The organism is Fictibacillus aquaticus (genome assembly GCF_002245695.1).
Lineage (GTDB): Bacteria > Bacillota > Bacilli > Bacillales > Fictibacillaceae > Fictibacillus > Fictibacillus aquaticus.
In genome coordinates, this window is sequence record NZ_NOII01000011.1 from 1 (window position 1) to 23,137 (window position 23,137).

24 protein-coding genes are annotated in these 23,137 nt (G+C 44.6%); 5 read left to right on the plus strand and 19 right to left on the minus strand.

What is annotated here, in order from left to right; genetic code table 11:
* Positions 1-324 precede the first annotated feature (324 nt).
* Positions 325-1,191: a nucleotidyltransferase-like protein gene (locus CGZ90_RS15525; RefSeq protein WP_094253436.1), complete on the minus strand. Its 867-nt coding sequence runs from the start codon at positions 1,189-1,191 to the stop codon at positions 325-327.
* Positions 1,192-1,313: 122 nt separating this feature from the next.
* Here CGZ90_RS15525 and CGZ90_RS15530 point away from each other — a divergent pair, with 122 nt between their 5' ends.
* A complete protein-coding gene (locus CGZ90_RS15530; RefSeq protein ID WP_094253437.1) occupies positions 1,314-1,673 on the plus strand; it encodes a YgzB family protein in 360 nt (119 codons plus the stop codon).
* 108 nt (positions 1,674-1,781) lie between these two features.
* Here the strand turns inward: CGZ90_RS15530 and CGZ90_RS15535 are convergent, their stop codons facing one another.
* The 5 genes from CGZ90_RS15535 to CGZ90_RS15555 form a co-directional block, all read right to left on the minus strand.
* Positions 1,782-2,309: a hypothetical protein gene (locus tag CGZ90_RS15535; RefSeq protein ID WP_094253438.1), complete on the minus strand. Its 528-nt coding sequence runs from the start codon at positions 2,307-2,309 to the stop codon at positions 1,782-1,784.
* Positions 2,310-2,488: 179 nt separating this feature from the next.
* Positions 2,489-2,926 carry a peroxide-responsive transcriptional repressor PerR gene (gene perR, locus CGZ90_RS15540; RefSeq protein WP_094253439.1) on the minus strand — a complete coding sequence of 146 codons (438 nt, stop codon included), beginning with the start codon at positions 2,924-2,926 and terminating at the stop codon, positions 2,489-2,491.
* A 105-nt stretch (positions 2,927-3,031) separates the two neighbouring features.
* Positions 3,032-3,580, minus strand: a complete 549-nt coding sequence (locus CGZ90_RS15545) for a cob(I)yrinic acid a,c-diamide adenosyltransferase (RefSeq protein WP_094253440.1) — start codon at positions 3,578-3,580, stop codon at positions 3,032-3,034.
* 2 nt (positions 3,581-3,582) lie between these two features.
* Complete coding sequence (locus CGZ90_RS15550) at positions 3,583-4,536, minus strand: D-2-hydroxyacid dehydrogenase (RefSeq protein ID WP_094253441.1); 954 nt, start codon at positions 4,534-4,536, stop codon at positions 3,583-3,585.
* Between the two features lie 582 nt (positions 4,537-5,118).
* On the minus strand, positions 5,119-6,231 hold the full coding sequence (locus CGZ90_RS15555; RefSeq protein ID WP_094253442.1) for an aminopeptidase: 1,113 nt from the start codon (positions 6,229-6,231) through the stop codon (positions 5,119-5,121).
* 122 nt (positions 6,232-6,353) lie between these two features.
* On the opposite strand from CGZ90_RS15555, the gene CGZ90_RS15560 reads away from it, so the two are divergent.
* Positions 6,354-6,533: an H-type small acid-soluble spore protein gene (locus tag CGZ90_RS15560; protein WP_094253443.1), complete on the plus strand. Its 180-nt coding sequence runs from the start codon at positions 6,354-6,356 to the stop codon at positions 6,531-6,533.
* Positions 6,534-6,576: 43 nt separating this feature from the next.
* Here the strand turns inward: CGZ90_RS15560 and bcp are convergent, their stop codons facing one another.
* The 5 genes from bcp to CGZ90_RS15585 form a co-directional block, all read right to left on the minus strand.
* A complete protein-coding gene (gene bcp / locus CGZ90_RS15565) occupies positions 6,577-7,047 on the minus strand; it encodes a thioredoxin-dependent thiol peroxidase (protein WP_094253444.1) in 471 nt (156 codons plus the stop codon).
* Positions 7,048-7,107: 60 nt separating this feature from the next.
* Positions 7,108-7,530, minus strand: coding sequence for an ion channel (locus tag CGZ90_RS15570; RefSeq protein ID WP_094253445.1), 423 nt, complete (start codon positions 7,528-7,530; stop codon positions 7,108-7,110).
* 124 nt (positions 7,531-7,654) lie between these two features.
* Positions 7,655-8,440: an ABC transporter permease gene (locus CGZ90_RS15575; protein ID WP_094253446.1), complete on the minus strand. Its 786-nt coding sequence runs from the start codon at positions 8,438-8,440 to the stop codon at positions 7,655-7,657.
* 3 nt (positions 8,441-8,443) lie between these two features.
* A complete protein-coding gene (locus CGZ90_RS15580; RefSeq protein WP_094253447.1) occupies positions 8,444-9,235 on the minus strand; it encodes an ABC transporter permease in 792 nt (263 codons plus the stop codon).
* Complete coding sequence (locus tag CGZ90_RS15585; RefSeq protein ID WP_094253448.1) at positions 9,228-10,244, minus strand: ABC transporter ATP-binding protein; 1,017 nt, start codon at positions 10,242-10,244, stop codon at positions 9,228-9,230. The genes CGZ90_RS15580 and CGZ90_RS15585 overlap by 8 nt, the downstream gene beginning before the upstream one ends.
* 149 nt (positions 10,245-10,393) lie before the next feature.
* Here CGZ90_RS15585 and CGZ90_RS15590 point away from each other — a divergent pair, with 149 nt between their 5' ends.
* Positions 10,394-11,686: a glutamate-1-semialdehyde 2,1-aminomutase gene (locus tag CGZ90_RS15590; RefSeq protein WP_094253449.1), complete on the plus strand. Its 1,293-nt coding sequence runs from the start codon at positions 10,394-10,396 to the stop codon at positions 11,684-11,686.
* 214 nt (positions 11,687-11,900) lie between these two features.
* Complete coding sequence (locus CGZ90_RS15595; protein WP_094253450.1) at positions 11,901-12,977, plus strand: FUSC family protein; 1,077 nt, start codon at positions 11,901-11,903, stop codon at positions 12,975-12,977.
* Between the two features lie 83 nt (positions 12,978-13,060).
* Here the strand turns inward: CGZ90_RS15595 and CGZ90_RS15600 are convergent, their stop codons facing one another.
* The 8 genes from CGZ90_RS15600 to CGZ90_RS15635 form a co-directional block, all read right to left on the minus strand.
* Positions 13,061-13,972 carry an ABC transporter permease gene (locus tag CGZ90_RS15600; RefSeq protein ID WP_094253451.1) on the minus strand — a complete coding sequence of 304 codons (912 nt, stop codon included), beginning with the start codon at positions 13,970-13,972 and terminating at the stop codon, positions 13,061-13,063.
* A 12-nt stretch (positions 13,973-13,984) separates the two neighbouring features.
* Positions 13,985-14,989: an ABC transporter permease gene (locus CGZ90_RS15605; RefSeq protein WP_094253452.1), complete on the minus strand. Its 1,005-nt coding sequence runs from the start codon at positions 14,987-14,989 to the stop codon at positions 13,985-13,987.
* Between the two features lie 89 nt (positions 14,990-15,078).
* Complete coding sequence (locus tag CGZ90_RS15610) at positions 15,079-16,659, minus strand: ABC transporter substrate-binding protein (protein WP_094253453.1); 1,581 nt, start codon at positions 16,657-16,659, stop codon at positions 15,079-15,081.
* A 61-nt stretch (positions 16,660-16,720) separates the two neighbouring features.
* A complete protein-coding gene (locus CGZ90_RS15615; RefSeq protein ID WP_094253454.1) occupies positions 16,721-17,689 on the minus strand; it encodes an ABC transporter ATP-binding protein in 969 nt (322 codons plus the stop codon).
* The gene (locus CGZ90_RS15620) at positions 17,670-18,674 is read right to left on the minus strand and encodes an ABC transporter ATP-binding protein (protein WP_094253455.1); all 1,005 of its coding nucleotides are present in this window, start codon (positions 18,672-18,674) and stop codon (positions 17,670-17,672) included. The genes CGZ90_RS15615 and CGZ90_RS15620 overlap by 20 nt, the downstream gene beginning before the upstream one ends.
* Positions 18,675-19,049: 375 nt before the next feature.
* The gene (locus tag CGZ90_RS15625) at positions 19,050-20,792 is read right to left on the minus strand and encodes an ABC transporter ATP-binding protein (RefSeq protein WP_094253456.1); all 1,743 of its coding nucleotides are present in this window, start codon (positions 20,790-20,792) and stop codon (positions 19,050-19,052) included.
* Positions 20,793-21,295: 503 nt separating this feature from the next.
* Positions 21,296-21,823: a nucleoside tri-diphosphate phosphatase gene (gene ntdP / locus CGZ90_RS15630; protein WP_094253457.1), complete on the minus strand. Its 528-nt coding sequence runs from the start codon at positions 21,821-21,823 to the stop codon at positions 21,296-21,298.
* Between the two features lie 580 nt (positions 21,824-22,403).
* Complete coding sequence (locus CGZ90_RS15635) at positions 22,404-22,580, minus strand: gamma-type small acid-soluble spore protein (RefSeq protein ID WP_094253458.1); 177 nt, start codon at positions 22,578-22,580, stop codon at positions 22,404-22,406.
* A 196-nt stretch (positions 22,581-22,776) separates the two neighbouring features.
* On the opposite strand from CGZ90_RS15635, the gene CGZ90_RS15640 reads away from it, so the two are divergent.
* Positions 22,777-23,001, plus strand: coding sequence for a hypothetical protein (locus CGZ90_RS15640; RefSeq protein ID WP_094253459.1), 225 nt, complete (start codon positions 22,777-22,779; stop codon positions 22,999-23,001).
* Positions 23,002-23,137: the final 136 nt, after the last annotated feature.

Here is a 23,137-nt window from a genome sequence, read left to right on the forward strand (position 1 = left end):
AGCGTTCATCCTGAGCCAGGATCAAACTCTCCAATAAAGTGTTTAATCTGTCTCTTGCTTGTTTAAAACTGACGGAATTAATTTAATTCCTTACCTATGCTTTTGTTCAGTTTTCTAAGAACTTTTTCGTGCGTCGCTCGTTTTGGCGACTTTATTAGGATAGCATCTGGTGTTTTAGATGTCAACCTGTTTTTTGTTTTTCTTGCCGGCGACACTGGCTTGCTGTTTGCTTGCTAAGTCGGTGTGTCGCAGCGACAAGAAATAATATATCACGGATGATCAAAACAGGTCAACACCTTTTTTTGAACTTTTTCTATTGTTTTTTTACCCTTGTAAAGAATAGTAACGGTGATAAAGATTCTTGCCCTTCGTTTCTTTCCGGATGGTCTTTAAAAACCCTCTGTCGATCAAGTGCTCGAGAAGAACTGTCAAGTCGATAGCATAAGCAGACGTTTCAGGATGATCCATTAACTCCTGATAAGTCCATTCTTCCTTTTCACCCATTACATTCAGCAGATGGCTTGCTCCAAGCTTTGTCTTAGAAGTAAGAGAGAACTCGGAAGCTAACAGCAGAAGTTCAATTCGCTTATCAAGGGTCTCGTTCCCTGTAACAAGTTCTTCGTACAGCTTATATATTTCAGGTTCAATCATTTTAACCTGATTCCAAACGGTTACTTCAGGATAGAACCCATGCTCCACTACGGCAAGGCGGGCCATGTGATGCAGAGCATGCATGATGTTATTGAAGGCATCAAGGTATTGGCCGGAGTGGGACAGTTCTTTGCCGTCGTAATAACGGCGCAGCAGTTTAGCAAATTCGAGTCCGATTTTTTTCGTGCGCTCCTGAATCGGGAACTCGTGCAGTCTGTCGCGGAGTCTTGTTACATACTCATTGCGGTTAAACAGCACTTTTCCGTTCAATACCCATTCTACCGCTCTGCGGTTGGAACCGAGCAGGAGCCAGTTGTTCAGCTGGTCTTCTGTAACGATGTGAAGAGCTGCTTTTTTATTGTCAAACTCATAATGTTTAATGCTCCAAGGCTTTTCTGCTTGCTGAACGATAATAAACAGCACACAGTCGAGGTTGTCGGTAGCTGGAAAAAACGGTTTTGTCTTTTCGATGAGCAGCACACCAAGTGTCCCTTCGTTGCTTGCTCTTTCCTGATATAACGGACGTAACAAATCTTCCAATGAAGTCATCTCCTATATATAGATTGCAACACTAAACCATTCAACGCGTTTTTTAAATATCCTCTTTGTTTTTCTTCTGCCTCCCTATGATATACTGTTAGTTGAAAATGGGAGGGACACGCATGATCAAATATACGAGTAAAATTAATAAAATCCGGACGTTTGCATTAAGCCTTGTTTTTATCGGAATCATCATTATGTATGCTGGGCTCTTTTTCAAGAGCAGCTTCCTGCTCATGTCTCTTTTTATGATTGTTGGTTTTCTGGCTGTGATCGGAAGCTCAGGTGTTTATTTTTGGATTGGAATGATCTCAACTCAGGCTGTGCAGGTTGTCTGCCCGAACTGTGGGATTGTCACCAAGGTTCTTGGCCGAGCAGATGCATGTATGTCTTGCAATCAGCCGCTCACGCTGGATAAGGATCTTGAAGGACTTGAGTTTGATGAAAAATACAACTCCAAAAAATATCAAAAAAAGAAATAATAAAAAACCTGTTTTATAAAGATAACAAAGTATGACTGTTCAGAACAGAGTAAATATGACACATAAAAGAGGATGACCCAGCTAAATGGGTTCATCCTCTTTTTCCTATTAATCATATTTTCGCTGTATGGAATAAACTCGCAATGGTTCTTTGCTGTTCTTTTTCTTGATCATCTTAACAGTATAAACATGGTTTCCAGACAATTCGTTGTACTGATATTGTGTAATGGTTACGAAAAGATCGCTTCCTTTTGTTATATATTTGACGGACGGGTATTTTTGTTTTCCTTTTAAGCATTTTTTGTTCCAGCAAAATCCGGTTTGAGTGAAAGACATATCGTCGTAGGCTGGCACTGCGTATAGCTGTTCACCTTTAGAATTAAGTCCTGCCTTTTTAAAATGGTACCTGAAAAACAAATGCGTAAATCCGGTTGTAAATCCTTTCTCCATCGTTGCATAAATTTGTGCTTTCGTAGATTTGCGCCCGTTGAAGAGGCTCCACTGAAGGTCGTGCGCTCTGTCAAGATAGATCTGCTCTTTCGTTTTGGCTGCCGCGTATGAATCAGCTGCTCCGAACGCTCCCCAAATGGAAAATGCCATAACCATGCTTAGGAAAAACAATAACCCTTTTTTCATTAAAATTGCCTCCGCCTTTTAGATGATTCCCGCTGTCAGCATCCCAGACATGCTGCATTGGGTTATTTACTTATTAGACGTTTAGCAATCCATTTAGGAAACAAAATTGTTTGCTCTTTTTCACATCAAAAAACGACACGTAACAGCAAATAAAAAAAGCCTCTCCAAAAGGAGATGGCTTAATGTTTTGTTTGGCAGTCTGGGCAGACGCCGTAAATTTCCATGCGATGACGTGCGATTTTAAAGCCTGTTACGGATTCAGCCAGACTTTCTACTTCATCAAGGCCTGGGTAGTGGAAATCGACGATCTTTCCGCAAAGGTCACAGATCACATGGTAGTGCTCAGTTGTGACACAGTCGAATCGGCTGGAGGCGTCTCCGTACGTCAGCTCTTTGACAAGACCGACTTCCTTAAACATGCGCAGGTTATTATATACTGTAGCCACGCTCATATTCGGGAACTTCCCTTCAAGCGCTTTATAAATCTCATCGGCTGTGGGATGAGACATGGATTGGATTAAATGTTCAAGAATCGCATGACGCTGAGGTGTGATTCGAACACCAGCGTGTTTCAGGGTATGAATCGCTTCACTAATTTTTTGTTCAGACACCGTCATGCACCTCACTTTTTTATACGAAATAATTATTACTTTATAATCGTTACAATTAGTTTAAGACTGTTATATCAGGTTTGTCAATAGAACGGTCATGCGAAACATGCTTTATTCCGTTTTTTCATGAAGAACGGGTTCGCTGATTCCCATTTTATGATTTACATATCGTGCTGCAACAAAAAGGAAATCGGAAAGCCTGTTTAAATATGATAATACAGCTGGATTGACAGATTCGACTCCTACGGCAATTCGCTCTGCTCTTCTTGCGATTGTTCTTGCAGTGTGAAGCGCACTGGCAGGTGCTGCACCTCCAGGCAAGATAAATTGCTTCAGCGGCTTTAATGAAGATTGCCACTCATCGATTGTATTCTCAAGAAATACGATATCTTTGTCTTCAAGCATCCATGAAACCTTTTTCCCTTGTGGTGTGGCAAGTTCAGCGCCGACATGGAAGAGGACAGTCTGTACTTTTTGCATAACTTCTGTAAAATCCCTGGCCCATTCCTCTTGAGGAAGAGTACTGAGTCCAAGTCCGATCATACTATTCGCCTCATCACATGTTCCGTATGCTTCTACCCGAAGGTCATTCTTCGCTACTCTTTCCCCATAAATCAGTGACGTTGTACCTTTATCTCCGGTTTTTGTATAGATCTTCATTATTAATACCCCCGTTCAAGTGGAATGATGTTAGTCAGCTTTGTACTTCCTTTTGCATATTGTTTAAGGTTATCTTCAAATAGCGCGATTGCTCTTTCTTGATATTGTGGTGTGATGCTAGATATATGAGGCGTTACTGTTACATTGTCCATCTCCCACAACGGATTATTCTCCGGCAGCGGTTCTTGTTCGAACACATCTAGAATCGCATGAGCAAACGTTTTGTTTTCCAAAGCCTGAATTAGGTCTTCTTCCACAACTGTACTACCGCGGCCGATGTTCATAAAAATAGCATCTTTATTCATTGTGATGAACAGCTCTTTTCCAATCAGCCTGAAGGTTTCAGGCGTTTTTGGCAGAACGTTTATGATAAAATCACAGCTCGCGAACAATTCAGGAAGTTCATTTGGGCTGCTGTAAATCTCGTCAAAGTAAGATCCTTTTTCACCTGAGCGGTTGTATCCGATTGTTTTCATGCTGAACGCCTTGGCCAGTCTGGCGATTTCTGTCCCGATTGCTCCTGCACCTAAGATGCCAATTGTTTTTCCGCTGATCTCAGTCATACCAACTTGGCGGTTCCAGACTTTATCCTGTTCGTTTCGGATAAGAGTCTTCGCCTGCTTTGCCGTTTGCAACAGCATATAAATCGTATACTCAGCCATTGGAACCGCATGGATACCTCTTGCGTTCGTAACAAGGATGTTCTTTTTCTTGATTGCCTCAAATGGCATTTTCTCTAAACCAGCTGAAATGACCATAATCCACTTAAGCTTCTCAGCCTTTTCAATCAGTTCATCCGTTAAGTCCTCACCATATGTAATAAGAATGTCAGCCTGATGAATGTAATTCTTTCCTTCATCCATCAGATTGGCGAAATAAAACTCCATCTCCGGAAATGTATCAACAAGCTGTTCTTTAATCGGAGTACGAAGCCGGGCTGAAGATAAAATATACACAAGAATCCGCTCCTTTCTTACAGAGAATTAACAAGGCTTTTTCTACTTGATTATTACTATTGAACTTTATTAGAAAGTTCAGCGTTACGACAGAATGGCTTCAACGCCTAATACAAAAGATTTGTTAGGAACCAATTGCTATGGCTGGCGTTCCGCTTGATCCTCTTGAATTCATCTTTGATTAAGTTGATCGGAGTGTAAGGTGCCGACTCCAGCGGGATCAGCGGGACAGGTGAGACCATTTAGGGGCGCGTAGCGGCAAATGGGCTCACTTGTCCAGCAGAAAACGGCTAGCCCCTCGAGGTCAAAAGGGCAAGTGTCCAATAAGTCAAAGACCGACTTACCGGCCCCTTTCCCTTTTGCTTGTCGGGGCTGAACGAGCGTTTCTGCTTTTCGCCACGCCCCGCGGAAAGCGTGCGCCTGAAACGCAGATCAACCTCTTCTCTGACCTCTTCAATAGCAACGAAATAAACAGCTAAAATAAAAAAAGCAGGAAGCTCTGAGCATCCCGCCAAAATTAAAAGAGTAGGTTAACCTCAGTCTATGCGGAAGAGGTCTTAGCGTGTGGTCATACGCCTATTTTCATTTTAAATTATCAGGGTTGAGGCCTTTGAGCACAGGCAGGACGAACAATCCGTCTTTTCGGATTAGCACATCATCAAAATAGAGCTCTCCGCCGCCGTATTCTGGACGCTGGATCAATACCATATCCCAGTGGACAGCTGATTTATTGCCGTTGTCTGCGTCTTCATATGCTTCACCAGGTGTGAAGTGGATGCTGCCGCAAATTTTTTCGTCGAATAGAATGTCACCCATCGGATGCATGATCATAGGATTGACACCAATGGCGAATTCCCCAACGTAACGTGACCCTTCATCAGTGTCAAAGATTGCATTCAGGCGGTCCACATCATTATCGGCTGTAGCTTCCACGATCTTTCCGTCCTTAAATGTAAGGCTAACATTATTGAATGTCGTTCCATGGTAAGGACAAGGTGTGTTATAGGTGATCTTTCCGTTTACACTGTCTTTTACCGGTGCAGTAAACACTTCTCCATCAGGGATGTTGTTCTCCCCTGCGCACGGAATGGCAGGAATTCCTTTAATCGAGAACGACAAATCAGTTCCTGGAGATACAATGCGTACCTTATCTGTTCTTTCCATTAGTTCTTTAAGCGGCTGCTGTGCTTCGGACATCGCTTTGTAATCTACGTTGCACACATCAAGAAGGAAGTCTGTGAACTTTTCGAAGCTCATTTTTGCCATCTGGGCAAATCCGCGAGTTGGATAATTAAGCAGCACCCACTGACGCTCACCGATGATGACACGCTGATACGGCTTGAATGTTTCGCCTCTCAGCTTATGCTTTTCTGATGGCACTTCAGAAAACTCAGCGTCATTTTCCTGACCGACGATTGAGATGTAGGCGTCAATATCCTTAATGCGGTATAGATCCCACTTTGTCTGTGCTTCGAGCTGCTCTCTTTCATAGCCAAGCATCAGCTCACGCGTAACTTCTTCATCAGTAAGGTTAACGTAAGGAAACGCACCTAGAGCATAAGTTTCTTTTACAAGCTCTTTAACAAGCGGCTTGGCAGCGATGCCAGCGTTGATCAGCACCTTTTGTCCTTTTTTCAGCTGAAGTGAATGGTTAAGCAATGTTTTCGCCAGAGTATTAATTCGTTGATCACGCATTATGTAAGTCCCCCTGTGATTCTTTTTCTAAAATTCCAATAATTTTATTTTAGCATGATGTTACTTATACCGCCTAATCTATTCGTCCATACTAACGAAAGAAAATGGAAAGGATGATGAACATGAACGCATCCCGCGCACAGCAAATCATTGAATCGACGAAGGAAATTGAAGTGCTCTATAACGGAACTCCTGTGTGGCTGCAGTCAGTTGATGAAACAAAGCAAACTGTTCGCGCATACACGGCAGATCAGCCCGATCAGGAGATGGATATTCCGGTCGGTGAATTGAGAGAAAGCTGATTAATGAAAAAGAATCCAGCATCATTTGCTGGATTCTTTTTCATTAGGAAAGGTTTTCTTCTATATACTGCTTCACTTCAGCTGCGTGTTCTTTCACTTTTACTTTTCGGTACTCTTTTATGAGTTTCCCTTTTTTATCGATGATAAATGTCGATCGCTCGATTCCCATATACTCTTTTCCGAAGTTTTTCTTCAGCTTCCACACCTCATATTTACTGGCCGCTTCTTGATTTTCATCAGACAGCAGCAAAAACGGCAGATCATGTTTTGCAATGAATTTATCATGCCTCGCTAAAGGATCCGGGCTGATTCCAAGAACAACTGTATCAAGGCCGCTGAAATCTTCATGCAGATCTCTGAAATCGCAGGCTTGCGTCGTGCACCCTGGCGTCATATCTTTCGGATAAAAATAAAGAACGATATTTTTCCCTTCAAACTCCGATAGTGAGAAAGTTGTTCCGTTGCTCGCCGGCAATGTGAAATCCGGGGCAGTTGTACCAATTGCTACAGTCATCTCTTTCCCTCCAGCTTTTATTATCTCTATAAGGTTAGCCAAAAGCTGAAGCAACTACAACTAATCTGCTGAAGTATTATGCTGGATGACAGACGTTAACACGAAAGCAATGGGCAGCAGATAGCCGATCAATGCTTCTACTATTGCTATAAAACGACCGATGCCAATCGGCAATATATCTCCATATCCGAGCGAAAACAATGTCGATGCACTGAAATAGACCGTTTCATGAAGTACAACCCAAAGCGATCCTTCTGAAAACCCTGCAGCACCTTCAAGAACTGGAAGTCCGAGCAGACCGGTGACTGTGAAAAGAAGACCAAAACCGATAATCACAGTCAAATAGATGACAAAGAGGACCGCAACGTAGCCGAACGGCATCAGGTGCTCTTTTAGTCCAGGATGCTTGAACAAAATAGCGATGCTGCTGCAAATGATATAAAAAGAAAGAAATCCGATGATGACCAGCAAAACCTGCCCCATCACAAATACCACCTCATTACAGCCTATGAAACTCGTCCAAAAAAAGACCGGGGTCCGGTACCATTCATCCAAACTCGCTTTATAGCGCCGCTGAATATGAATGGTACCGGACCCCGGCTAGATATTAGTTCCCTGCACCTCTGTATTTTGTTACACCTACGTTCCAGAGCCATACCGCGACTCCGAAGAAGACTGCACCGATAACAGGTGTTAGAAAGGCGTAGCCATACCACTCCGTCCTGCCTAGAAAATATGAGGACGGATAGACGCCGACAAAGGCGAACGGCAGGATCCATGTGAGGATATACTTGATCACTTTATTATAAATATCAACCGGATACCGGCCGTAGTTGCCGATGTTATACATCATAGGCATAATATCAGTCCGGCTGTCTGACCAGAACCCGATACTCGCCAAGCTGATAAAGATCCCGGCGTACACGAGAACACCCCCGAGCACGAGTACAATAAAAATGAAAGGATCATACCAGTGCAGTTCAAGCCCGAGCCGGCTTCCCGCATAAAACATGACAATCAGGCCAGTGACCGCGCCAAAAAGGGACTCCAGTTCAAGCCTTTCAAGAACGATCTGGAACAAGCTGTGAATCGGTCTTGTGAGGATACGGTCCATCTCCCCTTTTACAATATACCGGTCGGTGAAGTCCCATATATTGAAGAAAGCGCCGAATACAGCGAACGGTACAAGGAAGAAGCCATAAATGAAAATCATCTCCTCCCTGCTCCAGCCGCCAAGAAGGTTCGTATGACCAAACACGACTAGTATAAACACAAGGTTTACTGCCTGAAAGAGGAAATCCGAGAATATTTCCACCAGCATATCGGCACGGTATGAGAGTCTCGTTTTCACATATTGTCCTGCGTATTGAAAGAAAATCGATAAATATGACATCTCTTAACCTCCCTGCACGATGAGCTGGCGTTTTGCCAGGCTCCACATAAAATAGATCGGCACGAGCAGGACAAGCGACCAGGCAGCCTGTGTAATTAAGGCTTCTACCACTGCTCCGCCCTTAAAGCCTTCCGTGAAAATCATGCTCGGAATGTAGCTGATCCCTTGGAAAGGCAGATAGCCCATAATCTCCTGAGCCCATCCCGGATAAAAGCTGATTGGCAGGATCAGTCCAGAAAACAAATCAATAACCACACGCTTAGCGCGGATGAGCCCGTCATTGTTAAATAGAAAGAATGTCGCGATTCCAGCAAGCAAGTTGATTTGTGTATTGATAATAAAACTGAACACAAGAGACAGGAAGAAATAGCCCCATGTTGCGGCGCCTGCCGAAAGATCGACGGGGAACGCCAGATAAACGATGACCATCCCAGGAACCGAGAAGAACAGCAGGCGGAAGATGCCCTCGCCTAGCCCCTGCATCATTTTCATATTTAAATAGTTATAAGGCCGGATCATCTCGATCGCCACTTTGCCATCTTTGATCTCAAGAGCTATCTCGCGGTCGATATTGTTAAAGTAAAAAGCGCGAGCCATCCAGGCGACAGCAATGTACGTTGTCATCTGTGTGATGGACAAGCCCTGCACAGACTCTTTTCCGCCGTATATCGCGCTCCACAAAAAGTAATACGCTCCGATATTGATGCTGTAGATGAGGATTCCGCTGTAATAGTTCGTCCGGTAAGCCAGCATCATAAGAAACCGGATTCGGATCATCTCCAAATACTTACCCATGACGGACAGCACCTTCTTCATAAATGTTACGGATGATTTCTTCTGTCGTAATCTCAACAACCTTCATATCGATGATCTTTTTGCTCGAAGCAACTTTCCCGATCACTTCAGAAATCATATTTTCATCGTTGTCTACTCCAGCAAGCCAAATCGCTTCATTGTCTCCCTGCTCCCAGACGACGAGTGTACCCTCTGTCAGCTGCTGCAGCTCTTCCAGTTTCGCTCCTTCTGTGAAAGTAAACTGAATCTGTTTGCCTTCTCCCCAGTTCTCGCGAAGTTCTCTTAGAGCACCGTCATAGATGATTTTGCCCTCGTCGAGCATGATGACACGCTCGCACAGCGCCTCGATATCAGAAAGGTCATGTGTTGTCAGCAAGATGGTCGTGCCATACTTTTCATTGATTTTCTTTAAAAAATCTCGGATCTTGAGCTTTACAAGCACATCAAGACCGATAGTCGGCTCATCTAAAAACAGAAGCGGCGGGTTGTGGATCAGTGCGGCTGCCAGTTCGCAGCGCATTCGCTGCCCTAAAGAAAGTTTTCGGACTGGCTGATCGAGAAGATGCCTGATATCCAGTGTGTCGATGACATCCTTCATATGAGATTCGTAAAATTCATCAGGAACGTTGTACACCTTTTTCAGCAGACGGAAGGATTCCTGCACGGCAATGTCCCACCAAAGCTGTGACCGCTGGCCGAAGACTACACCGATCGAGCGCACGAATTTTTCCCGTTCTTTGTGAGGATTCATATTATTTACACGTACAGTACCTGCTGTCGGTGTGAGAATTCCGGTCAGCATTTTGATTGTTGTTGATTTCCCTGCTCCGTTTTCACCGATATAGCCAACCATCTCCCCTTTATGGATGGAAAACTCAATATCGTTTACCGCTGTTTTCAGCGTATAGTTTCTTGTAAATAAGTCACGAAATGCTCCTTTTAATCCAGATCGGCTCGAATGCGACTTAAATTCTTTCCGCAAATTCTTTACATATATAATAGGTTCCATTGTTATCCCTCCAATAATTCCACACCATAGTTTATCCCATACCTTGAGCTAAACTCAAACAACTGAGCTTGCCCGGCTGTTTCAGTCCCTCATTCCCCGCTGTTTCTGCTACAATGGGACGAGAATGAATTTGAAGGAGGACGTACAGCATGAATCGTACATCATCAGAAGCGCTTTATGAAGAAGCGCTGAAACATATAGTCGGCGGCGTGAACAGCCCTTCCCGCTCTTATAAAGCTGTTGGCGGCGGAGCACCAACATTTATGAAAAAAGCAAAAGGCGCTTATTTCTGGGACGAGGACGGCAACCAGTACATCGATTATCTGGCAGCTTATGGGCCAATAATCACCGGCCACGCACACCCGCACATTACAAAAGCGATCACCGAAGCTGCTGAAAACGGTCTTTTATACGGAACGCCGACCGCACTTGAGGTAAAGTTTGCTAAGATGCTTAAAGAAGCGATGCCAGCAATGGATAAAGTTCGTTTCGTCAACTCAGGGACAGAGGCTGTAATGACCACGATCCGTGTGGCACGCGCATATACAGGCCGCGATAAAATCATCAAGTTTGCAGGATGCTATCATGGCCACTCTGACCTTGTTCTCGTTGCCGCCGGTTCTGGACCATCAACTCTTGGGACTCCTGACTCTGCAGGCGTGCCAAAAAGCATCGCGCAGGAAGTGATCACCGTTCCTTTCAACGATATAGAAGCGTACCGATCCGCTATGGAAAAATGGGGCAGCGAGATCGCGGCTGTTCTTGTTGAGCCGATCGTTGGCAACTTCGGCATAGTTGAACCGGCAGAAGGTTTCCTTCAAGCCGTTAACGAGATCACACACTCGCATGGGGCTCTTGTTATTTATGATGAAGTGATCACTGCTTTCCGATTTATGTATGGCGGTGCTCAGGATTATTTAGATATAAAGCCTGATATGACGGCTTTGGGAAAAATTATTGGCGGCGGCTTGCCGATCGGCGCTTACGGCGGACGCATTGAAATCATGGAAAAAGTAGCTCCCCTCGGTCCTGCTTATCAGGCTGGAACGATGGCGGGCAACCCGGCTTCCATTTCTGCAGGCATCGCCTGTCTTGAAGTGCTGCAGCAAGAAGGTGTATATGAAGAGATGGACCGTCTTGGAGCGATGCTCGAAGCTGGCTTACTTGAGCAGGCTGAAAAGCACAACGCCACAGTCAGCATCAACCGCTTAAAAGGAGCGCTGACACTTTATTTCACTGACGAAAAGGTCGTCAATTACGAGCAGGCTGAGAATACGGACGGCGAAGTTTTCGGCCGCTATTTTATGGCGATGCTCGAAGAAGGCATTAACCTTGCACCTTCTAAATATGAAGCGATGTTCCTCACGACTGAACACACAGAGGAAGACGTGAAGAAAACGATTGAAGCCGCAGGACGTGCTTTTAAGAAAATTACAAACTAACAGCGTAAAGAAAGAGCGGACTCCCTGTTTAGTGGAGCCCGCTCTTTTTACTTGTATAGAAAATGGGAATACTATCTTTGAAACTAATGTGCTGCCAGTGCGTAAGATGTACTTGATAATTACTCAGAAACATTGTATAGTGTTTCAGTTATAAAATGCTTTAAGCACAATATAGCTTAAAGTAATAACTAATAGAAGGGGTTTAGTAAATCTAATGAAACTTGGCGCCCGCATGATAAAAACGGGCTTAGCGATTACTTTAGCGATTTATTTAGCACTTTTTCTTGATTTGAGCGGTCCGGTTTACGCTGCCATCGCAGCCACTTTTGCGATTCAGCCATCCATCTACCGTTCGTTCCAGACCATTCTTGAGCAAATCCAAGGTAACTTGGTAGGAGCAGCTTTTGCTATTATTTTCGTGCTTTTATTTGGCACAAATCCTTTTGTTGTCGGCTTTGTTGTTATATTGGTCATTGCCGCTAACTTAAAGTTGAAAATTGAATCTACTATTCCGCTTGCCATCGTAACGGTTATCGTTATTATGGAGAGCCAGTCAGCGAACTTCATTACATTTGCATTCGAACGCTTTATGCTTGTCATGCTCGGTGTCATATCTGCATTCATCGTCAATCTTGTCTTTATGCCGCCAAAGTACGAAGCAAAGCTATTTTATAAAATCTCTACCCATACCGATGAAATTATCAAGTGGATGCGTATGCTGACGCGCCACGCTTCAGAGCATACTGTCTTGAAAGAGGAAGTCGAGCGGCTGAAAGAAAGCAGCATTAAGATGAATCAGTTCTATCTCTTCTATAAAGAAGAGCGCACGTACTTTAAACGAAATCACTATACAAAGGGACGCAAGCTCGTTCTATACCGGCAGATGATTTCGACGACTAATAAAGCGCGTGAGCTGTTAAAGAGTTTGCACCGCCACGAGAACGAGCTTTATCTGATGCCTGAAGATCTTCAAGAGCTTGTGCAGGTGCAGCTGGACTGCCTGACAAACTATCACGAACAGATTTTGTTAAAATATACAGATAAAATCCGAGCCGATCACTGTGTAGGAATGGTCGATGAGATTTGCGAAAGCAAGCAGTCTGTCATGAATTCGTTTCTTGGCTATTACAAGCCTGATGGCGAATTGAACGACCAATGGCTCCATCTGTTCCCAGTTTTCGCTCTCATTATCGATTACAGCGACCACTTAAGCCACTTGAACCGGCTTATTGAAAGCTACAAAAATCATCATACGGATGATGAAAATATAGAACTTCTGCAAAATCAATAAAAAATTTGACTGACGCCTTTTCAAACTTTACTATCCTATAAAAAAGGGACAACTGACCGCTACAGGCCAGTTGTCCTTTTTCTTTAGTTCTTCATTCTTGGATCGAGTGCATCACGCAGCCCGTCGCCCATAAGGTTAAAGCCGAGAACGGTCAGCATGATGGCGAGGCCCGGGAACAGTACCGTCCATGGCGCATCAATAATATAGTTTCGTGAATCAGCAAGCATCTTGCCCCATTCCGGAGTTGGAGCCTGTGCCCCTAATCCTAAGAAACCTAATGCCGCCGCTTCAATGATCGCTGTTGCGACAGCAAGTGTTCCTGAAACGATGATCGGTGCAAGACTGTTTGGAAGAATATGATGCAGCAAGATACGAGAGTCTTTCATACCAATCGCTTTCGCTGCTGTAATGTATTCTTCCTCTTTTACCGAAAGCACTCGTGATCTCAGAAGACGTCCGAACGTTGGAACGTTAATGATCGCAATCGCGATAAGAGCGTTTCTCAGCGACGGTCCAAGTACAGATACAACCGCGATCGCGAGCAGGATGCTCGGGAAAGCGAGCAGGATATCAAAGATACGGGAAATGACAGCATCCACCCATCTACCGTAATAGCCGGCAATGATTCCCAGGGCAGAACCGACGATAATAGAGCCTGCCACTGATAAAGTTCCAACCCATAAGGAAATTCTTGCTCCATAGATGATACGGGTCAAAATATCACGCCCGAATTCATCAGTGCCAAACCAGTGCTCAGCTGAAGGTGCAAGGTTCTTATTTCTCAGGTTGGTAGCATCATATTCATATGGTGCTATGAGGTCAGCAAAGATGGCGAGCAAGATAAAAAACGAGACGATGGAAAGACCAACGATGGCCAGTTTGTTTTTGCGGAAGCTCCTCCATGCCTCTTTCCAGGGAGAGACCGCTTTTTCCTCTGCCGGACGCGCCATTTCTGGCGGCAAAACCGGCGGGGTGTTGTGCAATGCTTCTGCCATGTTACATCCCTCCTACTTATACTTGATTCTTGGATCAATCGCTGCATACAGCAAATCGACCAATAAGTTAATGAGTACGAAAATAAACGCAACAATTAAGATACCTGATTGAATGACCGGATAATCTCGTGATGAAATCGCTTCGTAAATGTACGTTCCAATACCCGGCCAGCCAAAGATCGTTTCGGTCAGGATCGCTCCTCCAAGGAGCAAACCGATTTGAAGACCGATTACCGTTACTACTGGAATGAGTGCGTTTTTCAAAGAATGCTTGTAAACGACCCAGAACATTTTCATCCCTTTAGCTCGCGCTGTACGGATGTAATCGGAACGCATCACTTCCAGCATAGAAGAACGGGTCATACGTGCGATGATGGCCATCGGAATCGTTCCTAGAGCAAACCCCGGAAGGATTAAATGCTTGATCACTTCGATGAATTGATCAATTCGGCCATGCATTAATGTATCGATCAAGTACAGATGCGTGATCGGATCCACAGCATCCCGGATATTATCGCGTCCGGTCGTCGGCAATAGATCCCACTGAATGGCAACGATATATTGTTCCATCAAGCCAAGCCAGAAGATCGGCATCGAAACACCGATTAGGGCAAGGACCATCGCACAATAGTCGAACCATGAATTTTGGAACCAGGCTGAGATGATTCCAGCGTTTATCCCGATCACTACGGCAATGAGCATTGCGGCAAGCGACAATTCAATCGTTGCTGCGAGATAAGGCCAGATTTCTTCAGAGATCGGAGTATTTGTTTTTAATGAAACACCGAGATCCCCTTTAAACAATCCAGAAAAATAGGACCAGAACTGTGTGTACCATGGCTGGTCGAGACCCAGCTCTTTCGTCAAAGCTGCTACTGCCCTCTCTGTCGCCTGCTGGCCAAGAATGAGCTGCGCAGGGTTCCCTGGGATCGCGCGGATCATCATAAATACGATAAAGATCATTCCAAGAAGGACGGGAACTAATGATGTTAATCTTCTAATGGTATACGCAAACATTCTCTTCACCTCTCTTAAGGCATATCGGCTTCTTCAGCCATAAAAAGAGGGAGTATGCGGAAATCCCCATACTCCCGATTGTACTGCGATTAGTCGATGGAAACGTCTACAAATGACTGAGATCCAGTCGGATGCGGTACGAATCCTTTAACTGAGCTAGCACCAACTAGCTGTGGCTTAGAGTGTACAAGAGGAACCCATGGTGCATCTTCGTGAATGATTTCCTGTGCTTTTTTGTAAAGCTCGTTACGCTCATCTTCGTTAGAAAGCTGCTGTGCTTCAATTAGAAGCTTGTGAACTTCTTCGTTCTTGTAGCGTGAATAGTTGTTTGAACCGATTGTGTCCTTGTCAAGAAGAGTGTAAAGGAAGTTGTCAGCATCTCCGTTGTCGCCCGTCCATCCAAGCATGAACGTAGGTGCTTCACCAGCCTGAACCTTCTCCAAGTATGCGCCCCACTCAAACGTTACGATTTTCGCTTCGATTCCAACTTGCTTTAGAGACGCCTGAATAGCTTCTCCGACTTTCTGGCCGTCAGGCATGTATGGACGTGCTACAGGCATAGCCCATAGATCCATCTTGAATCCTTTTTCGTAGCCAGCTGCTTTTAATAGTTCTTTTGCTTTGTCTACATTGTACTCATAGTCTTGAACTGAATCGTTGTATCCGCTGATTGAAGGAGGCATCGGGTTCTTTGCAGGCTCTGCTGTGCCAGCATAGAAGTTGTCGATGATTTCCTGCTTGTTGATCAAGTGGCTGATTGCCTGACGCACTTCTTTCTTGTCGAAAGGAGCTTTTTCTGTATTAAATCCGAAGTATCCAACGTTCATTGAAGGACGCTCGAATACTTGAAGCTTGTTGTTTTCTTTTACTTTTGCTAGATCACTAGGGTTCAATCCGTCCATAAGGTCGATCTCACCCTTTGTTACTGCGTTAAGACGAGCTGCATTATCCTTGATTACTTTGAACTTCACGCCGCCAAGCTTCGGAAGTCCTTTTTTCCAGTAGTCTTCATTCGCAACTACTTCAATCGTGTCGTTTGGCTTCCAAGATTTGAACTTGAAAGGTCCAGTTCCTACTGGCTGCTTCGCGAACTTTTCGCCATCTTTAAACGCTTTCGGGCTACCGATCGCAAATGGGCTCATCGCGATGTTCTTAAGGAATGGTGCTTGCGGGCGAGTCAATGTGAACTCAACTGTATTCTTATCAACTGCTTTAACTTCTTTAATTACGTGTCCTTCGTCACCTTCGAAACCGCCGAACATGGAAGGATAGTAAGCGTATTTCGCTTCATCCTTGCTTGAAGACCAGCGCTTGAAATTTTCAACAACTGCATCAGCATTAAAGTCTGTGCCGTCATGGAACTTAACGTCTTCTTCAAGGTAGAACGTGTACTTTAAGCCGTCATCAGAAATATCCCATTTCTTTGCAAGACCTGCTTCGATTTCTGTATTATCCTTGCCGTATTGTACAAGGTTTTCAAAGATTTGTTCTGTTACGATGAAAGATTCTCCATCAGTTACAACAGCCGGATCAAGGGCTACAGAGTCCCCGCCGCGTCCGTAAATCATTGTTTTGCCTTTCTTGCTGTCTCCGCCTTCAGATGAACATCCAGCTAGTCCAACAGAAAGAGCAAGCAAGCAAGCGAAAATCAATAATAGACTTTTCTTCATCTTCTTTCCCCCTGTTTCTCGTTTTTTGTGTGAATCGCCTTTTTGTATATGTACGAGCTCGTCACTCATATAAGTGACAGGCAACGTAGTGGCCTGGCTTAGCTTCCTGCAGTACAGGTTTTACAGTTGCGCACGTATCAAACGCCTGCGGGCACCTCGTATGGAACGGGCAGCCTTTCGGAGGATTGGACGGGCTCGGCACATCACCCTGAAGGATGACGCGATCTTTTTTATGCTCAACATCAGGAATCGGAACTGCTGATAATAGCGCCTGAGTGTAAGGGTGCATCGGCTCATCATAAAGCTCTTCACTGTCAGCGAGTTCTACAATATTGCCCAGATACATAACCCCGACACGGTCGCTGATATGGCGAACCACCCCAAGATCGTGTGCGATAAAGAGATAGGTTAAGTCAAACTCTTTCTGCAGATCCTGCAGCAGGTTCAGCACCTGAGACTGAATGGATACATCCAGTGCAGATACAGGCTCGTCCGCTATAATCAGCTTCGGATTCACCGCAAGTGCACGGGCGATGCCGATACGCTGGCGCTGGCCTCCGCTAAACTGGTGCGGATAGCGTTTAGCATGCCAGCTGTTTAGTCCCACCACTTCGAGCAGCTCTTTCACGCGACGCTTGCGCTCTGCCTTATCCTTTACGCCATGTACGATCAAAGGCTCTTCAAGAATTTTCTCGACTGTATGACGAGGGTTCAGCGAGGCAAAAGGATCTTGAAACACCATCTGCATCTCTCGCCGCATTTTGCGCATTTCACCTGTGGAAAGCTCTGTAATGTCCTGCCCTTCGAAATAAATCTTGCCGTCACTAGGCTCTAACAGCCTTAGCAGCATGCGTCCTGTTGTTGACTTGCCGCAGCCGCTCTCGCCTACGAGTCCCAGCGTCTCACCTTTATTTATGAAGAAGGATACACCGTCTACTGCCTTTACGGCACCAACCTGCTTGCCTAGCAGTCCGCCTTTTATCGGAAAGTGCTTTTTTAAATTTTCTACTTTAACCAATGGCTGTGTCATTCGCTGCAGCTCCTTTCCCATCCTCATACAGCCAGCATCTGACCTGCTGGCCATTATCGAACGATTTCAGAGCAGGCGTTTCTTCCAGACACTGAGCCATCGCATGCGCACAGCGCGGGGCAAAATGGCAGCCTTGCTGAATAGAGCCTGGCTTCGGTACATTTCCTGGAATAGAGTATAGGCGTTCCTTTTTCTCTCTCATATCCGGGACAGACTGTATCAAACCAACTGTGTATGGGTGCTTAGGATTCTGGAAGATCGTCTTCACGTCGCCCTCTTCCACAATCTTTCCGGCATACATAACTACAATGCGTTCACACATTTCAGCAACAACGCCTAAATCATGTGTGATCATCATGATGGCCGTGTCTGTTTCTTTGTTTAATTTTTTCATTAATTCAAGGATCTGAGCCTGAATCGTTACATCAAGAGCCGTAGTAGGCTCGTCCGCAATGAGCAAGGTAGGATCGCATATCATCGCCATGGCGATCATAACGCGCTGCCTCATTCCGCCAGAAAGCTGGTGCGGATATTCTTTAACCAGTTCTTCAGCACGCGGGAGGCCGACTAGCTTAAGCATCTCGACAGCTCTAGCCATCGCCTGCTTTTTGTTCCATTTCCTATGTATCCGAAGCGATTCTGTCAGCTGTTCTCCGATTGTAAAAACCGGATTCAAGCTCGTCATCGGCTCCTGAAAGATCATCGCGATTTCATTACCGCGAATTTGCCGCATTCTCTTCTCGGATGCGGAAGCAAGATTTTCCCCTTTAAAAAGGATTTCTCCTTTTACTCTGCCGTTTGGGGATGGCACAAGTCCCATGACTGACAATGACGTAACACTTTTGCCGCAGCCTGATTCGCCTACGATCCCGAGTACCTCGCCTGGGTTTACGTGAAAGTCGATTCCGCTGACAACTGGAATTTCTCCGTCATCCGTCATGAAAGAAGTATGTAATTGTTTCACTTCAATCACTGGACTGCCCATGATCTCACCCCTTTCTCATGTTGTTTGTCCCTAACTGACTAAATCTTATTGAATTATGACATTTATCTGACAATTTGACAATAAAAAAATTTCAGAAAATTAGACAAATAGAACAAAAGTAGTAGTGGAAATCTAGGGCCACCGAAGTGTCATTTTGTGTTCCGCTCTCTAAAAAATGCACATTAATAAAGGTATAAAGTCATGCGTTCGAATCCCTTAACTACAGCTGGGAAAGGGGTTTCCCCAAGTAGAACTTAATCCCTATACTCTTCACTTTTACATCTGCCCTTCAATAAAAAATGTCGAAACAAGCATCACTCTAAGCCAATAAAAAAAAGACGCCATTTCCGTAAAATCCGAAAATGACGCCTTCTTTTAGTCCAGCTGCTGGACGGTAAACAGGTCATAGTATGAACCTTTCCGCTCCATCAGCTCCTGATGCGTTCCTGATTCTGTAATGCCTCCATGCTCAACAACTACGATTTTATCCGCATGTGTGATGGTTGCAAGCCGGTGGGCTACGATAAAGGTTGTTCTGTCCTTAGCAAGCTTTTCCAGCGCTTCTTGTATAAGATGCTCACTCTCAAGGTCAAGCGCCGATGTTGCTTCATCAAGTACGAGAATTGGCGGATTTTTCAAAAAGACGCGCGCGATCGCTACACGCTGCTTCTGGCCACCCGAAAGCTTGACGCCCCGCTCCCCAATTTTGGTGTCATAACCTTCAGGGAGGCTGCTGATAAATTCGTGCGCGTTTGCTGCCTTAGCAGCAGCGATGACTTCTTCACCCGTTGCTTCAGGATTTCCCATCAGAATGTTCGCTTTTACAGATTCACTGAAAAGAATATTATCCTGCAGTACCATGCCGATTTTATCGCGAAGAGTTCTGACCTGATAGCTGCGGATATCCTTCCCATCCAGAAGGATAGAGCCCCCTGTCACATCATAAAAACGCGGAAGAAGTCCAACGAGGGAGGATTTACCTCCCCCGCTCATTCCGACTAACGCCACAGTATCGCCAGCCTCAATTTTAAGCGAAATTTGTTTCAAAACGTCTGGTTCATCTTCGTTGTACCGGAAGCTGACCTTGTCGAACGTGACCTCCCCTTTAACATGATGAAGAGGACGGGCATCTGGCTTATCGACAATGTCGTATTCCTCATCCATGAACTCAAACATGCGGTCCATGGAAGCAATGGACTGAGTTAGAGTGGTCGATGAATTCACAAGCCGCCTCAGCGGGTTATACAGCCTGTCCATATAGCCGACGAACGCTACGAGAGACCCTAGTGTGATATCCCCCTTCAGCGCTTCATATGCGGCAAATCCGATTACGAGCAGCGGAGCGATATCTGTAATCGTGTTTACAACAGAAAATGTCTTGGCGTTCCAAATGGTATGATCCATCGCCCTGTCGAGAAAATTACGATTTCGGCGGTCGAACTGCTGCTGCTCATGCTCTTCAAGGGCAAAACTTCTGATGACTGATATACCCTGAACACGCTCATGCAGATGGCCTTGTACTTCAGCCAATGCTTGTGAACGATCCTTCGTCAGCTTCCTGAGCCGTGCGTAAAAGAATTTAACTGACAAACCATAAAACGGAAGCATGGAAAGCGCGACAACTGTCAGCCATACATCCATAGAGAACATAATAGCTGCAGCAATAATAATCGTCGCCATATCCAGCCAGACGTTCATGAGGCCTGTAATAACGAAAGTCTTCGTTTGTTCCACATCATGAATGACACGCGAGATGACCTCGCCTGATTTGTTATTGGAATAAAAGCGCAGACTCAGTTTTTGAATATGATCAAAAAGCCTGTCACGAATATCATACAAAATTTTGCTGCCGACCCACTGCGCATAATATTGCCGCAAGTATTCGATTGGCGGGCGGAGTACTACAAAGACAAAAAAGGCTCCGCCCATCAAGTAATAAAGCTTCTCTTTCTTATCAGCCATGCTTAAGTCTGCCTGAATAATATCATCGACAACGACTTTTAAAATAAGCGGGGTCAGTAAAGGGATGCCGAACTTAAGCAGGCCGATCAAGATCGTCCACACAATCTGCATCTTATAAGGTTTAACAAATTCTAAATATCTTTTTATACTGTCCAATTGATGCACCGTCTTTCTATATTCCTGTTTTCGCATACTTTGTAGCTATTAAAGAACTCAGAGTAGCAGTTGACCTCCGTTTCAGGCGCACGCTTTCCGCGGGGAGGGCGGTGAGCCCTCTCGGCGCTACGCGCCATTGAGAGGTCTCACCTTCCCGCTCGTCCCGCAGGATAAGGAAAGCTTCCCAGCAAGACATCGCACGAAGAAAATGTGACCTCCATTTTCGAGGAGTCGGCACCTTACACTCCGTTCAACTTTAATCAATGATGGATTCAAGATGATCAAGCATTTGTGGTGAAAGAGTCAGCCAAAAAATGAAACAAGAATGGACACATTCTTTTAAGATAGCCTTGAAAATAATTTACATCTCGGGGGATAACTCCGTTGAGCTTTCTTTACAATACAAACTCGTTTAAAAGCAACAACCTTTTTAGAAAAGAAAGATCCTTCCATAAAGAAACAGAAAACCTGCTGATGGGTCAACAGGTTTTCTTCGTATTATATTATCTTAATTCGAGGAACCGCTCATACCATTCTTCCACAAAACCAGGCTCAAACGGGCCTTTCTTCTGGGTAATCATGGACAGCAGCTCATTCAGATTCTTTTTTAAAATCGCATCAAGTTCCGGCGGATATTTCATCATTCTATGATGCAGCTTATATTCATCTTCATCCAAGAGAATATAAGTACCATCAGGAAAAACCTTTACGTCCAAATCATAGTCGATATACTTCAGGGCCTCGTTATCCCACATGAATGGTGAGCCGAGATTGCAGTAGTAATAAATACCATCTTCCCTTAGCATGCCTATGACATTGAACCAAAGCTTCGAACTGAAATAGCAGATCGCTGGTTCGCGTGTTCTCCACTGTCTGCCGTCAGACTCTGTTACGATGATCCGGTCATTGCCGGCTACAATAATCTGAGAGCTTCCCTTTAAAATGGCCGTATCTCCCCAAGTACGGTGGAGATAGCCATTATGCTTATAGCTTTGAATGTTAATAATACTTCCGGTTGCAGGAAAACTCATATGCCGCTCCTTTCTGCCCGAGTTCCGGAAGCCAATGGGTTACCCTATTTACTTGTCCGCTCCTTCTCTTTCGTTTTTTTCTTTTTGGTAATTCACCAGCTTCTTCTTCATTCCCTCGTACTTTTTGTGTCTACCCAGCGTTCATTGCCTGAAAAGTTGTTTGGTTTTTGGTGAGTATCGAAGCTCTCCGTTAGCTTCAATCTCCGGCTCCGCTATACCTTAGCGATAGAACTGCTTTTTAAAAACCTATAGTCTCTTCTTTATTATATCGTTTTAAGAATAGTTTGGAAATGATAGTGTCCCTATACAGGCAAAAGAAAAGCGCCTTTTTTTTGCGTTCATCTCCAGAATAGTTTTCCCAACAATGTAAAAGCCCAAACGGAATGCATGTTATGTAGAGGTGTACCAGAGGATCAATTAGTTTTTTGCGGCCATTTGTATGGGGTGTCTGGGGTACGGTACTCATAAAGAAATTCCCTTTACTGTCATTATTTCTTCATTAACGGTACCGTACCCCACTTTTATAAGTTCACGCAGAAAAGCGCCCCCTTGTGTTAGGGAGCGCTTTTGCTTGCAGAGGTTACTGTTGGTTTTTGCGTTGAGCAGACTGTTGATTTTGCTGACGAACTTCTTGAGCGTTAGTCTCAGCAGCAAATTCAGTGCCATACTGACCAGCTTGACCAGCTTGAGCGTTCTGTTGACGCTGTTGCTGAGCTTTTTGTTGTTGCTGTTGGTTTTGTTGTTGTTTTTTGTCCATGTTTTTTCACCTCCACGCAAATTAATTTAACCCGCTTTAAACTCAAATATGTAACGAAAATAACTCTTTTTCGAAACAGAATTTGGTATGTTTAAAGGCTTTCAACAATGGAAATAAAGAAGGATTTGTCCTCCTGAAGATCGGGAATAAAAAGTGCTGAACAACAAAAAATAACGACGAAAGCGAGGAGAGAATTATGTACATTGGAAGAGACATGACAGAACTGAGTATGACGGCAAAGAAGGATTGGAAAGACAGCGAGCTGGCATTTTTCCATCATTCCCTTCAGCAGATGGCACCTTATTTGAACGAAGAAGGTACCTCTATCCACCGTGAAATCATTAAAGAAATAGAAGCACGCGGCGGATTGCAGCGCAGCGAAGCTGATTGGCAGCACGGAACTGAACAGCAGTATGACTGATCATTTAACTTTTGGGGTACGGTACTCATTGCTGTGAGCAACTTTATTACTCAAGAAAAACTGGAAACGTACCGTACCCCAAATCCCAAATCCATTCAGTGCATAAAAAAACCGGCTATCGCGAGATGCCGGTATC